General features: G+C 50.3%; 11 protein-coding genes and 1 pseudogene. 7 read left to right on the forward strand and 5 right to left on the reverse strand.

Going from position 1 to position 13344, the window contains the following annotated elements; all coding sequences use genetic code 11:
* Positions 1-6: 6 nt before the first annotated feature.
* Genes RHD99_RS18740 through RHD99_RS18750 form a run of 3 tightly spaced genes read left to right on the forward strand, consistent with a single transcriptional unit; the run spans position 7 to position 2260 of the window.
* Entirely contained in the window at positions 7-816 is an 810-nt protein-coding gene (locus tag RHD99_RS18740; protein WP_309875863.1) for a MetQ/NlpA family ABC transporter substrate-binding protein, read from the forward strand.
* Positions 813-1604 (forward strand): methionine ABC transporter ATP-binding protein, encoded by a 792-nt coding sequence (locus RHD99_RS18745; RefSeq protein WP_309875865.1) that lies wholly within the window; start codon positions 813-815, stop codon positions 1602-1604. The genes RHD99_RS18740 and RHD99_RS18745 overlap by 4 nt, the downstream gene beginning before the upstream one ends.
* Positions 1589-2260: a methionine ABC transporter permease gene (locus tag RHD99_RS18750; RefSeq protein WP_270140175.1), complete on the forward strand. Its 672-nt coding sequence runs from the start codon at positions 1589-1591 to the stop codon at positions 2258-2260. The genes RHD99_RS18745 and RHD99_RS18750 overlap by 16 nt, the downstream gene beginning before the upstream one ends.
* A gap of 88 nt (positions 2261-2348) precedes the next feature.
* On the opposite strand, the gene RHD99_RS18755 is transcribed toward RHD99_RS18750, so the two are convergent.
* Positions 2349-3722 carry a PTS transporter subunit EIIC gene (locus tag RHD99_RS18755; protein WP_309875867.1) on the reverse strand — a complete coding sequence of 458 codons (1374 nt, stop codon included), beginning with the start codon at positions 3720-3722 and terminating at the stop codon, positions 2349-2351.
* A 315-nt stretch (positions 3723-4037) separates the two neighbouring features.
* Here RHD99_RS18755 and RHD99_RS18760 point away from each other — a divergent pair.
* Positions 4038-5236, forward strand: a pseudogene (locus tag RHD99_RS18760) (enolase C-terminal domain-like protein).
* Here RHD99_RS18760 and RHD99_RS18765 read toward each other — a convergent pair.
* Complete coding sequence (locus RHD99_RS18765; protein ID WP_309875869.1) at positions 5224-5946, reverse strand: GntR family transcriptional regulator; 723 nt, start codon at positions 5944-5946, stop codon at positions 5224-5226. The pseudogene RHD99_RS18760 and the gene RHD99_RS18765 sit on opposite strands and share 13 nt — an antisense overlap.
* A 142-nt stretch (positions 5947-6088) precedes the next feature.
* On the opposite strand from RHD99_RS18765, the gene pdeB reads away from it, so the two are divergent.
* Entirely contained in the window at positions 6089-7648 is a 1560-nt protein-coding gene (gene pdeB, locus RHD99_RS18770) for a cyclic di-3',5'-guanosine monophosphate phosphodiesterase PdeB (protein ID WP_309875872.1), read from the forward strand.
* 24 nt (positions 7649-7672) lie between these two features.
* On the opposite strand, the gene norR is transcribed toward pdeB, so the two are convergent.
* Positions 7673-9187, reverse strand: a complete 1515-nt coding sequence (norR, locus tag RHD99_RS18775; protein WP_309875873.1) for a nitric oxide reductase transcriptional regulator NorR — start codon at positions 9185-9187, stop codon at positions 7673-7675.
* Between the two features lie 218 nt (positions 9188-9405).
* Here norR and norV point away from each other — a divergent pair, with 218 nt between their 5' ends.
* Together norV and norW are read left to right on the forward strand one after the other, a co-directional pair.
* The gene (gene norV / locus RHD99_RS18780) at positions 9406-10845 is read left to right on the forward strand and encodes an anaerobic nitric oxide reductase flavorubredoxin (protein ID WP_309875875.1); all 1440 of its coding nucleotides are present in this window, start codon (positions 9406-9408) and stop codon (positions 10843-10845) included.
* On the forward strand, positions 10842-11975 hold the full coding sequence (gene norW / locus RHD99_RS18785; protein ID WP_309875876.1) for an NADH:flavorubredoxin reductase NorW: 1134 nt from the start codon (positions 10842-10844) through the stop codon (positions 11973-11975). Before norV ends, norW begins: the two co-directional genes overlap by 4 nt.
* 76 nt (positions 11976-12051) lie before the next feature.
* Here the strand turns inward: norW and RHD99_RS18790 are convergent, their stop codons facing one another.
* Both RHD99_RS18790 and RHD99_RS18795 read right to left on the reverse strand, forming a co-directional pair.
* Positions 12052-12405: a DUF1428 domain-containing protein gene (locus RHD99_RS18790; protein ID WP_309875877.1), complete on the reverse strand. Its 354-nt coding sequence runs from the start codon at positions 12403-12405 to the stop codon at positions 12052-12054.
* A 96-nt stretch (positions 12406-12501) separates the two neighbouring features.
* Positions 12502-13323, reverse strand: coding sequence for a GNAT family N-acetyltransferase (locus RHD99_RS18795; protein ID WP_309875879.1), 822 nt, complete (start codon positions 13321-13323; stop codon positions 12502-12504).
* Between the last annotated feature and the right edge of the window lie 21 nt (positions 13324-13344).

The raw sequence follows: 13344 nt of genomic DNA on the forward strand, positions 1-13344 counted from the left end.
AACACCATGAAAAATGCCTCTTTTAAACTGGCAGGGATCGCGCTGTCTTTGACTCTGGCTTTCAGCGCTCACGCAGCAGAAACCTTGCGCATCGCGGCTGATGCAGTACCCCATGCAGAAATCCTCGCGTTTGTGCAAAAGCTCGATCCGAATTTAAAGCTCAAAGTGGTTGAGTTGAGTAACGGCGTAAATGCCAACGAATTGCTGGCGAACGGCGATGTCGATGCTAACTATTTCCAGCACGTCCCCTATTTGCGCGATCAGGAAAAAGCGCTGGGTAAAAAATTCACCGTCGCGGCGACCGTGCATATCGAACCGCTTGGTATCTATTCACACAAATATAAAGACCTGAAGTCGGTTCCCGAAAACGCCACCATTGCCCTGCCGAACAACGTGACCAACTTGAGTCGCGCACTCTATCTTTTGCAGGACAAGGGGCTTATCACGCTGAAATCAGAATTTAAAGATGCCTCGGTGAATCAAGCCACGCCACGTGATATCGCCAGCAATCCTAAGAATCTGAAGATCGTTGAGATCGAAGCACCACAACTGCCGCGTTCGCTCGATGATGTTGATCTGGCCGTAATCAATGGCAACTACGCGCTGGAGGCTGGATTAACGCCGTCGAAGGATGCGCTGGGGCTGGAAAGTGCGACGCACAATCCGTACGCCAATATTCTGGTCACCAATCCAAACCTGGCTAATGATCCGCGAATCAAAGAGTTGGCGAAAGATCTGCAATCTCCACAGGTTGCTGAATTTATTCGCCAGCAATTCAACGGCTCAGTGATCCCGGTCGCCACTCCGCAATCATGATTACCCTCGAGCGGCTGAGCAAAGTGTACGCCGGAGCAGGCCAACCGGCACTGGACGATATCTCGCTAACCGTACCGGATGGCGCAATCTACGGCATTCTCGGGCGCAGTGGCGCCGGGAAAAGTACCTTGATTCGCTGCTTAAACTTACTGGAACGGCCCACATCGGGCCGTATTCTGATGAATGGAGTGGATATCACCACGCTTGATAACCGTGAATTGCGCACTCATCGCCAGCGCACCGGCATGGTGTTCCAGCACTTCAATCTGATTCATGCACGCACTGTGGCTGACAACATTGCCGTGCCGCTGGAAATCACCGGCCAGCGGCGTGAGGTTCGCCAGAAACGCATTGCAGAACTGCTCGAGTTAGTCGGCCTGAGCGATAAAGCGCAGGCTTTCCCCTCACAGCTTTCTGGTGGGCAAAAGCAACGCGTCGGCATCGCTCGGGCGCTTGCCGCGCACCCTGATGTCTTGCTTTGTGACGAAGCAACCAGCGCATTAGACAGCGAAACCACCGCTTCTGTGCTGGCACTATTAATGGATATCAACCGTAAGCTGGGGGTCACGATTGTGCTGATTACTCATCAACTGGAGGTCGTGAAAGCGATTTGCGATCACGCAGCGCTACTGGAAAACGGCAGGCTAATTGAAAGCGGTTCATTATCAGAATTGCTGGCTACCCCCTATTCCCGTCTTCGTCAGGCATTGCTGCCTGGCGACGCCGCCGAACAAGCATTTTTACGCCGGATTGGCGTATCCGGGAGAGTGTTATGCGAAGTCGCTTAGCATGGGAGGATTTATGGCCATTACTGCTTGATGGCACCCTCGATACGCTTTACATGGTCGGGCTTGCGGCGTTGTTTACCGTGATTATCGGTTTACCGCTTGGGGTATTACTGTTTCTCACTCGTCGCGACGGAGTGCTACCCGCGCCGGTCTTCAATCAGATTATTGGCAGTGTGGTGAATGTCGGGCGTTCACTGCCGTTTATTGTGCTGTTGATTGCCTTAATCCCATTCACCCGCATTATTATTGGCACCACGTTGGGCAGTACTGCGGCGGTGGTTCCCATTACGATTGGCGCATTTCCGTTTTTTGCGCGAGTGGTGGAAAACGCATTAGATGAAGTCGACAAAGGCCGCATCGAAGCCATTTTATCGATGGGTGGCAATGTCTGGCATATCATCGGAAAAGTGTTGTTACCCGAGGCGCTACCGGCTCTGCTGGCGGGGATCACACTCACAGTAGTGATGTTGATTGGGTTTTCGTCAATGGCGGGCGTGATTGGCGGCGGTGGGCTGGGGGATCTGGCGATCCGTTACGGTTACCAGCGATTTAACGATCAGGTCATGGTCGGCACGGTGGTGATTTTAGTGGTGATGGTGCAATTAGTACAAAGTGTCGGTGACCGTTTAGTACGCCGTCTGGCACACCGACGTTAGCATAATCCTTTGATTTTTTAGGGTGGGTAATCAATAGCGCCATTTACCTTTGGCATGTGACGCTATGTTTACCCTTCCTGGACTCTTCTCACTCAGCCTTTTCGCGCACCAACAACATCGTCATGGTAAACGACAACCCTAGTGCCAGCGCCACGCCCAGTAGTGCAAAGATAAAATACTGACCAATATAAGCAGGCAGGCTAAAAATGCTCGATAAAATATAGCCATACAAACGCACACCGAAGAAGGCGATGAATGCCGAAGCGATGGAACTTGCCACCGTTGCGGCAATAAACGCTTTTTTATAGCGAGTCAGAACGCCGAACAGCGCAGGTTCCGTAATCCCCAGCAGAGCCGAAATCGCCGCAGGCAGAACTACCGCACGCTCTTCACGTGATTTGCTCTGCTTCCAGATAGCAAAAGTGGAGCCTGCAATCGCCATATTGGCCATAAACATCATTGGCATCAGCATGTCGTAACCACGGTCAGTAAAGTTTTGCAGGGCGATTGGCGTCATCGCGTGATGCATCCCCGTCAAAATGGCCACCGGGCGAATCGCCCCGACAACCAGACCGGCAAAACTTGCTGAGACACCAAACAAACCTTCGATAAACCACGCCAGCGCCTTGCCCAGATAAATCCCCATCGGCCCAATCACCACCAGCGCGACCAATGCGGCGAGAAACAGGGTGAGCGTTGGGGTAAACACGGTTTTCAAAATATCTGGCATTATTTTATCCACCCAGCGATGGATGTAACTCAGTGCCAGGACCGAGAAAATAACCGGGATAACGCTTGAAGCGTAGTTAAACACCGAAACAGGCACGACGTTCAGGAAATAGAACGCATCGACGGCATTAGGTGAATGCGTTGCCAGCGCCTTCGCCGCTTCAATCAGCGACGGATACATCAAACATGCAGCAACCGCAGCGGCCAGATACTCATTGGTTTTGAAGATACGCGCGGCAGAAATCGCCAGGAAAAATGGCAAAAAGTAGAACACGCCGCTCGCAATCAAATCGATAACGATCACGGTGTCGCTTTTCGCTGAAACCATTTTCAGTGCGATCAGCCCCGCCAGCAGGCCTTTAATCATCCCGGCACCCGCAATCGCGGGAACAATCGGACCAAACACACCTGACACCGTATCCATAAACATCGATACCAGGCTCTTACGTGCTTTCTTTTGCTGGGCTGGCGCGGTTTGTTCAGGAGCGGAACCGAGCACTTGAGTCAATTGTTCGTACCAACTGTTTACCTGCGGGCCAATAATAATCTGGAATTGATCGCTCTGAATTTGCGCCCCTAAAACACCGGGGATTTTTTTAATCTCAGACTGATCAATTTTATTTTCGTCAATCAAAGAGAAGCGCAAGCGCGTCATACAGTGCCAGGCTTTACTAATATTATCTGCACCACCTATCAGGTGAATAATATTATTAATGGCATCACGAGTCCCCATCTGTCACTCCCGAAAAAATTGCTTATTGTTATGTGTTGAATGCCAATGATGGTAGGGAATCACAAACACAAAAACAAACCAATAAAACTTAAACAACATCACACTTAGCCAATACAAAGGCACTTAAACCACCAAAAGACGATAATTGGTATGGTTTTTACGTACTCTACGCCTCTTTTCCTGACCAATAAAAATATGCAAAAAAAACATTTACCCGCACACAAAAATAAGGTGATAGTAAATAACAGAAGCCGACATTGAATAAGTCACCACCCATGAACTGCCCTAAATAATTCCAGGGTGTGGAGTAATTTTGTGAAACCAACCATTATTGAAAATATCGAATGTTTCATCACCCGTCCTGACCGCCACAACCTGGTCACGGTACGCGTCACCACCGATAAAGGCGTGATTGGCCACGGTTGTGCCACTTTCCAGCAGCGCCCTTTGGCCGTCAAAGCGATGGTCGACGAATACCTCAAACCGTTACTTCTCGGGCGTGATGCCAACAACATTGAAGACTTGTGGCAAATGATGACGGTCAACGCCTACTGGCGCAACGGCCCGGTTATCAACAACGCGATTGCCGGTGTTGACATGGCGCTTTGGGATATTAAAGGCCAACTGGCAGATATGCCGCTGTATCAACTTCTGGGGGGAAATCGAAAGACGCTATCGCCGCTTACAGCCACGCCGCCAGTGAAACGCTGGAAGGATTATTCCTGGAGGTCGATAAACTGCTGGCACAAGGGTATCGCTATATTCGCTGTCAGTTAGGTTTTTACGGCGGTACGCCACAAGGGCTGCACGCCACGAAATCGCCAACTCCTGGCGCGTATTATTGCCAGGATGAATACATGGCGAATACCGTGGCGATGTTCAAAGCGCTACGCGAGAAGTACGGCAACCAGTTCCATATTCTGCATGATGTGCATGAACGTTTATTCCCACAGCAAGCGGTGCAACTGGCAAAAGCACTCGAACCATACCAACCCTGGTTTATCGAAGATATTCTGCCGCCACAACACAGTGCATGGTTAGAACAAGTCCGCGCGCACTCCAGCATTCCACTGGCAATGGGTGAACTGTTTAATAACCCAGCTGAATGGCATGATCTCATTGTGAATCGGCGCATCGATTTTATCCGCTGCCACGTTTCGCAAATCGGCGGGATAACGCCTGCGCTCAAACTCGCCATTCTTTGCCAGGCATTTGGAGTGCGTCTGGCCTGGCATGGCCCCGGAGATATGACACCGATTGGCGTGGCGGTGAATACGCATTTAAATATTCATCTGCACAATGCGGCGATTCAGGAATTTATCCCGAATAAACCGAATACCGAATCGGTATTCCCCGGCGCGCCAGTCGCTGAGCAAGGATATATCTATCCTATTGAAAAACCGGGTATTGGTGTGAGCTTTGACCAACAAAAAGCAGAGGCCTTCCCCGTGGAGTATCGCCCACATGAGTGGACGCAGAGCCGCTTACCCAACGGGGCCATTCATACTCCCTGAGTGCCCTGCCGCCAGGCCAAATTGTCATGGTTATAGGGGATGACGTAAGTACAGGAATAATTGATATCGACGATTTCGCTGATTTCAAATACTCGTCCCCCTTCGAGGATCCCGCGGTTGATGATATGCATCGCCGGGATCCCTTTTTTACATTCCAGTAATGCTGCCTGTTCCTTGCTAATCGATACGGCCTGATAACTGGTTAGCAGGTGCGAAATTCGAAATCCTTTACTGAGCACATATTGTTGAATGGATCGTTCAATCACTTGCTGATTAAGATCGGGGAAATCCTGCACGGGCATTCGTGAAATCTCAATTTGCACCTTTTGATTATCGACATATCGCAAACGGCAAAACTGCCAGATGTACGCATTTTCATCCACACCAAAGACTTGCTGCTCATCGCGATTCGGTAGCTTTTTATGCAGATTGACCATACGAAAAGCCATCTGATCAAAACGTTTTTCGGTAATGGAGTTATATACCAGCGGGTTATTACGGGCTTGTGTGTTAATCCAAATCCCGGACCCCTGAATAATTTCAACCACCCCAATACTCACCAGCCTTTCCAGGGCTTTGCGAATAGTGAAACGCGAAACATCATATTCTTCTGCAAGCTGACGCTCTGGGGGTAATTTGCGTCGTTGCGAATCATTATGCTGATAAATTTTGCTCAACAAATCCTGGATAACAAACTCTTTTTTCTTCATTCAATGCTCACCAGATGCTCGCGTCTAAAGATTCCATGCACACTTAGCATGAAAACATAACATCCCTCAAACATGTGAGATAGACTAACCTCTTCTATGTAAAACCATTATAAAAACTATTCTCATAACGGGGTCTACCAGAATGACGTCCCGAAAGCTCATCAGCCTGGTCAGTGGCATACTTATTTTGGCCGTATTGCTTCCCATTTTGTTGAGCATTTATCTTGCTCATCGTAAGGCTGAACAAGCATTTCATAATGAATTGAATGAATTTGCCAACCACGCTTTGATGCGTACCGGGCAAGTCATCGACGACGCTATTTCTGCCGTTGACGATATTAACCGCTTTAAAGACCCAACCTGCTCTCATGCACACGCTGAAGCCATGCGCCGTACCGCCCTTGAATATCGCAATGTGCAAGAAGTGATGCTTGAAAAAGATAACCGTATTCTGTGCAGTTCACTGGAATCCTTTGCCTACAATGAACGGTTAGGCGAACCTGATCGCATCGGTGAACACGGCTTTAGTGCGTGGTATACCACTCCACCGATACCGGGTTTTAAACGCAAGATGATTTTTATCGGCAAAGCGCCGCATATTGCGTTAGTCGACCCAATGTCATTTATTGATGTGCTTCCTTTTGGAAGTTATACGCTCAATATTGCGATGGTGGGTCTGGGTAAAAACGAACTTATCGCCACAAACAGTACCTATATTTCAGATGACTGGCGCAAGCCGCTGGCACAGGGCGCAGAAGAGTTTCAAAGCGATAATAATATCTATGTCATTCGTCGGGATGACAATCTTGGCCTGGCCATGATCGCCTGGGCATCAGTGGAACCGCTGACCGAAGCCTGGTACCAGCAACTCTATATTTGGCTACCTGTGGGATTAATCATCAGCTTCGTCACGGGATGGTTCTTACTTCGTGTTTTACGTCGGCTGTTATCGCCTCAAAATCGTTTGATGGATGCCATCAAAAACCATGAGTTACGCGTGGTTTACCAGCCTATAGTGAATCTTGAAAGTGGCGAAAGTGTCGGTGCAGAAGCATTAATTCGCTGGCAGCAGCAAGACGGTACCATGCTTACTCCGGATGTATTTATTCCGCTGGCAGAACATACCGGCCTGGTCACGCAATTAACAGAGCAAGTCATTGAACTGATATTCCTCGAACTAGGCGAGTGGCTTCACCAACATCCTGATTATCATATTTCAGTTAATTTAGGCACCCGCGATGTCCGGAGTTTACATATACTGGAAGTCATCATCCCTTATTTGTCACGTTACTCCGTCAAGCCGGGCCAAATAGCATTTGAAATTACCGAGCGTGGTTTTGCCGATCCGAAAGTGACCGCGCCGATAATTGCACAATATCGCGAGGCTGGTCATGCAATCTATATTGATGATTTTGGCACCGGCTATTCTAGCCTGAGTTATTTGCAGGATCTTGATGTCGATATTCTGAAAATAGATAAGTCATTTGTAGACGCGATTGGATATAAAAATATCACTCCGCATATCATTGAAATGGCCAACTCTTTGGGGATTTTAATGGTCGCCGAGGGGATCGAAACCCCCGTCCAGGCCACCTGGTTACGTACTCAGGGTGTGCAGTACGGCCAGGGCTGGTTGTTCAGTAAAGCCCTGCCAAAAGATAAGTTCATCGAATGGGTCGCAAACTATAGCGCCAGGGGATAAAACGCATCTGAAAAATGCCAGACACTATTTCACGCCAAGGCGTTTTGCCAGGCGGTGTAAATTGGCAACATCTAATTGTAGCTGTCTGGCACTCGCCGCCCAGTTTCCGGCGTTGGCATCCAGCGTACTGATAATAATCTGGCGCTGGAAATCGTCGGTCGCGGTACGCAAATTATCCACCACCGGCACTGTTGCACCCTGAATGTCAGCCGGTTTGGTATCGGCTTCGCTCAGTTGAAAATGTTGCGGTTGAAGCCAGACTTCACCGTCCGGCTTGCCTGAACGCGCTAACACGGTCGCGCGGTAAAGCGCATGTTCCAGCTCGCGAATGTTCCCTGGCCAGTCGTAACGACGCAGTAAATCACGTGCAGCATCGCTCAACGCCACCTGTTTAAGCCCCATTTTTACGCGGCTTTGCTCGCAGAAAAACCCCGCCAATAGCGTGATATCGTCACCTCGTTCGCGCAATGGGGGAACATGGAGCGGAAACACACTTAAACGGTGGAACAAATCGGCGCGAAATTCCCCTGCCAACACATGCTGTTTGAGATCACGATTGGTCGCCGCCAGCACGCGCACATTGACTCTTTGGCTGCTGTCATCGCCCACACGCTGTATATCGCCATACTGTAAAACGCGCAGCAATTTTGCCTGAAGCGTTAACGGCAACTCCCCGATTTCATCCAGAAAAAGAGTGCCGTTATCTGCCATCTCAAATTTGCCCGTTCGATGGTGAATAGCCCCGGTAAAGGCCCCTTTTACGTGGCCGAACAGTTCGCTCTCCGCCACACTTTCCGGCAACGCCGCACAGTTGAGATACACCAGAGGATTGGCGGCACGCGCCGAACCACTGTGAATTGCCCGCGCCACCAGCTCTTTGCCGACGCCCGTTTCCCCGGTGATCAGCACATTGAGATCGGAACCGGCGACGATTTCGATCTCTTTCTTAAGCTGCATAATTCCCGCAGATAACCCGACCATTTCGGTGCTGCTGGTTTTACCGGCAGCGGGAAGCATGGTTACAGCAGGCGTTTGATTTTCAAGTTGTTCCATTAGCATCGCATTATTCAATGCACCTGCCGCCAGAACGCTTATCAAACGTAACTCTTCATCACTGAAATGATCGAACTGCAAAGGGTCCATACCATCGACGGTTAACGCACCAATCAGGTTTTGATCGGCAAACAACGGCAGACCGAGGCAAGCATGCACTTTTAAATCGGTGTGATCGGGAATAAGCCCATCGTAAGGATCGGGCAGCTCGCTATCTGCCGGGAACCGCACCACATCCCCTGCCCGCGCAATAGCCTCCAGACGTGGATGTGCATCTAAATCGAAGCGCCGTCCGAGCACATCTTCCGCCAGCCCATCAATGGCCAACGGGCGAAATTGCCGCGCTTCGTAACGCAGCAACGCCGTCGCATCACCACCTAAAAGCTGGCGCAGGGTGCGAATCAAACGGGCAAAGCGATCCTGATGTGAAATGCCGCTTTGCAGTTCGATAGCAATATTGGCAAGGGAAGTAATAGACAGGCTCATAAGCGGCTCCATAAAACGATTTCGCTAACTTACCTTTCAGTAGTCAAAAAGACAATTCAATTGTCAAAACGACATCTCTTTGCATTGTCATTATGACAACTAAATTTTATCCAATTTCATTAAACCACTTTAAAATCAACAAAATAAAAAGTTGGCACGCCATTTGTAATATATCCAGCACGAGCATCATTTTTTTAATTCTTTTTGAGGTATGACAGATGGCTATTTTAGTAAAAAACAACATTCATTGGGTTGGCCAACGTGACTGGGAAGTGCGTGATTTCCACGGCACCGAATACAAAACGCTGCGTGGCAGCAGCTACAATAGCTATCTTATCCGTGAAGAAAAAAATGTGCTGATCGACACCGTCGACCACAAATTCAGCCGCGAGTTTGTGCAGAACTTACGTAGCGAAATCGACCTGGCTGATATTGATTGCATCATCATCAACCATGCGGAAGAAGACCACGCGGGCGCACTGACGGAGTTGATGTCCTGCATCCCGGATACCCCAATTTACTGTACGGCTAACGCCATTGATTCCATTACCGGCCATCATCACCATCCTGAATGGAACTTCAACGTGGTGAAAACCGGTGACAGCATCGATATCGGTAACGGTAAACAATTGATCTTCGTTGAAACCCCAATGCTGCACTGGCCTGACAGCATGATGACCTATATGACAGGCGACGCGGTGCTGTTCAGTAATGACGCCTTCGGCCAGCACTATTGCGATGAACGCCTGTTCAATGACGAAGTCGATCAAAGCGAGCTGTTCGAACAGTGCCAGCGCTACTACGCCAACATCCTGACGCCGTTCAGCCGCCTGGTGACGCCGAAAATTACCGAGATCCTTGGCTTTAATCTGCCGGTGGATATGATTGCCACTTCCCACGGTGTGGTATGGCGCGATAACCCAACTCAGATTGTCGAAATGTACCTGAAATGGGCGGCAGATTATCAGGAAGACAGAGTCACGATTTTCTACGACACCATGTCCAACAATACCCGCATGATGGCTGACGCCATTGCTCAGGGGATTAACGAAGTTGACCCCAGTGTGGCGGTAAAAATCTTTAACGTGGCCCGTAGCGACAAAAATGACATTCTCACCAACGTCTTCCGTTCCAAGGGCGTGCTGGTCGGCACCTCCACCATGAACAACGTGATGATGCCAAAAATTGCCGGACTGGTTGAGGAAATGACCGGCCTGCGTTTCCGTAATAAACGTGCCAGCGCCTTCGGTTCTCACGGCTGGAGCGGCGGCGCGGTAGACCGCCTCTCTACCCGCTTACAGGATGCGGGTTTTGAAATGTCGATGAGCCTGAAAGCCAAATGGCGTCCGGACCTCGACGCGCTGGAAGTCTGCCGCCAGCATGGCCGCGAAATTGCTCGTCAGTGGGCGCTGACTCCGCTGGTTTCAACACCTGCTGCTCCACAGCAAGTAAACGTTGCTGAAGTGAAAACCTGCGCCGATTTAGGTCCACAAATGCAGTGCAGCGTTTGCCAGTGGATTTACGATCCCGCCACCGGCGAGCCAATGCAGGACGTCGCACCAGGCACCCCGTGGAGCGAAGTGCCGGATACCTTCCTGTGCCCGGAATGCTCGCTCGGCAAAGACGTGTTTGATGTACTGGCAACGGAGGCAAAATGAAACATGGCATTGTGATTATCGGTTCGGGCTTTGCCGCCCGCCAACTGGTTAAAAACATCCGCAAGCATGATGCGCAGGTTCCTGTACGCCTGATTGCCGCCGACAGTATGGATGAATACAACAAACCCGATCTCAGCCACGTAATGAGCCTGAACCAACGTGCAGACGACCTCACCCGGCAACGTGCCGGGGAGTTTGCCGAGCAGTTTAATCTCACGCTGAACGCCAATAGCTGGGTTTCGTCTATCGACCGTAAAGAACGTCTGGTTAAATGCGGTGACCAGCAATGGCCGTATGACAAACTGGTGCTGGCAACCGGTTCAAGCGCCCTGCTTCCGCCGATTCAGGGTAAAGAGCTGATGTTGACACTTAACAGCCAGCAAGAGTTTATGGCCTGTGAATCATCGCTGCGTGACTCCCGTCGGGTGATGATTTTAGGCGGGGGCCTGATTGGTACTGAACTGGCGATGGATTTTTGTCGCGCGGGCAAACAGGTGATTCTGGTGGATAACGCTGCCAGCCTGCTCGCCTCGTTGATGCCAGCGGAAGTCAGCAGTCGTCTTCAGCATCGGCTCAATAACATGGGCGTGGAACTGCTGTTTAATCAGCGCCTTGAATCACTGAAAAAAACTGAACAGGGCATAAATGCCACGCTGAGTAATGGAAGAAGTGTCAATGTGGATGCAGTTGTCGCCGCCATTGGCCTGCGTTCCAATATCGGGCTGGCGCAACACGCCGGTCTTGATGTGAATCGCGGTATTCAGGTCAATCGCCAGTTGCAGACTTCCGATGCCAATATCTACGCGCTCGGAGACTGTGCAGAAATAGACGGCAAGGTACTGCCGTTCCTGCAACCGATTCAATTTAGCGCCATGACGCTTGCCAAAAATTTGTTGGGTGCCACTGATGGTCTTGCACTTCCAGCCATGCTGGTGAAAGTGAAAACACCTGAATTGCCGTTGCATCTGGCGGGCGAAACGCAGCGTAGTGATTTGCACTGGCAGATTTCAGCCGAGCCGCAAGGTTTAATCGCGAAAGGTTATGATATCGAGCAGCAATTGCGGGCGTTTATTGTGAGTGAAGCTCATATGAAACAGGCATTTGGATTGTTACGCGAGCTGAAGGTTTAACTGTTTTTACAGGGTGGATGACGCTAAGCGCATCCACTCTGCATAAAAGCGGTCGGCGTTAGCGCCCCCGCCCGATTTACTCGTCGAGCAGTGGCGAAAAGCCACCATAAATCATGCGCTTGCCATCAAATGGCATTGATTCGCCAAACTCTTTCATCCGTGGGTCAGACATCATTTTGGCATTCGCGGCATCCCGCACTTCTTTAGACGGATATTCAATCCAGCTGAAAACAACTTCTTCGCTCTCTTCAGCTTTTACCGCCATACGAAAATCAGTGAGTTTGCCATCGGGCACATCGTCAGCCCAACATTCCACGACGCGTAGCGCACCAAATTCTTTAAATAACGGTGCGGCTTTGGCAGCCATTTCCTTATACGCATCTTTATTTGCTGCCGGTACAGCAACAACGAAACCATCAACATAAGGCATTGTAAACCTCCACGGTGTGGGGAAGACGGGCAGATGTTTTCCACCCGTGATGATTACGATTGATAAGTTTAGTCGTTAAGAATGAATGCCGCCCGCTCAAAGTTTGAGCAACATTTCATATTGCGTAATGGGATCCTGACGGTAGCCGCTACTTAAGAAAACCGGCGCAATGGGCTCGGGAATGGCCGTTGCGGTATAAAGCCCGCTAAAACGTTCGCGCAGCAGCGTCAGCAATTTTTTCGCCAGGCCCTGGCCACGCGCGGCTGGGTCAACATAAAGCATGCGCACTCTGAACCCTTGAGGAGCAGTCGCCACCATGGCGTATGCCACATCGTTTAACACGAACGCTTTGCCCGGTAATTTATAGAGCGTTTCTGGGGCACTCAGCCATGGCAATCGCAGGTTGGCATCGGTCATCATTTTGTTTGCCATTACCAGCGGGTCGATTTCCTGCAATTCGCCCGTTTGTGTAAACAGCGCTGCACTGACGGCGTTAAACCCGACCAGAGTCTGCTGGCGCACAAATCCCATGCGTTCATACAACGCAAGCCCAGAGTCATTGCCGACAATGACTTCCAGCCACATGCTTCGGTCGCCACGCGCACGCGCTTCATCGATCAGTTGCTGCATAAACTGCCTGCCGAACCCTTGCCCGCGTAACTCAGGACGAATCGCGAAGGCGGCAAGACGGCTGGTTTGTCCACGTCGGCTGATGATCGCCAGCGCTTTCGGTTCGCCATTTTGCGTCCAGATTCGACTGTCATTAAGGCTCATATCTTCTGCCGCAAAACGCATCGCAAAGGTTTCACCGTCAATGGTGAAAGGGACCAGATATCCTTCAAAACAGTGGGACAAAATGTCTGCTAGCTGATAGCTATTCCAGTGTGCCGCCGCGTTGCTGATGACCTCGCTGTGCATTGTTACCTCATCGAATCGGGA

Origin of the sequence: Buttiauxella selenatireducens (assembly GCF_031432975.1) — a bacterium.
GTDB classification, from domain to species: Bacteria; Pseudomonadota; Gammaproteobacteria; order Enterobacterales; family Enterobacteriaceae; genus Buttiauxella; species Buttiauxella selenatireducens.

Excerpts from the sequence above, each read along its gene's own strand:
- pdeB (WP_309875872.1), top strand. The coding sequence starts at position 6,089 with ATGACGTCCCGAAAGCTCATCAGCCTGGTCAGTGGCATACTTATTTTG.
- RHD99_RS18755 (WP_309875867.1), bottom strand. The coding sequence starts at position 3,722 with ATGGGGACTCGTGATGCCATTAATAATATTATTCACCTGATAGGTGGT.
- RHD99_RS18750 (WP_270140175.1), top strand. The coding sequence starts at position 1,589 with ATGCGAAGTCGCTTAGCATGGGAGGATTTATGGCCATTACTGCTTGAT.
- RHD99_RS18765 (WP_309875869.1), bottom strand. The coding sequence starts at position 5,946 with ATGAAGAAAAAAGAGTTTGTTATCCAGGATTTGTTGAGCAAAATTTAT.
- RHD99_RS18745 (WP_309875865.1), top strand. The coding sequence starts at position 813 with ATGATTACCCTCGAGCGGCTGAGCAAAGTGTACGCCGGAGCAGGCCAA.
- RHD99_RS18795 (WP_309875879.1), bottom strand. The coding sequence starts at position 13,323 with ATGCACAGCGAGGTCATCAGCAACGCGGCGGCACACTGGAATAGCTAT.
- RHD99_RS18790 (WP_309875877.1), bottom strand. The coding sequence starts at position 12,405 with ATGCCTTATGTTGATGGTTTCGTTGTTGCTGTACCGGCAGCAAATAAA.
- norV (WP_309875875.1), top strand. The coding sequence starts at position 9,406 with ATGGCTATTTTAGTAAAAAACAACATTCATTGGGTTGGCCAACGTGAC.
- norR (WP_309875873.1), bottom strand. The coding sequence starts at position 9,187 with ATGAGCCTGTCTATTACTTCCCTTGCCAATATTGCTATCGAACTGCAA.
- norW (WP_309875876.1), top strand. The coding sequence starts at position 10,842 with ATGAAACATGGCATTGTGATTATCGGTTCGGGCTTTGCCGCCCGCCAA.
- RHD99_RS18740 (WP_309875863.1), top strand. The coding sequence starts at position 7 with ATGAAAAATGCCTCTTTTAAACTGGCAGGGATCGCGCTGTCTTTGACT.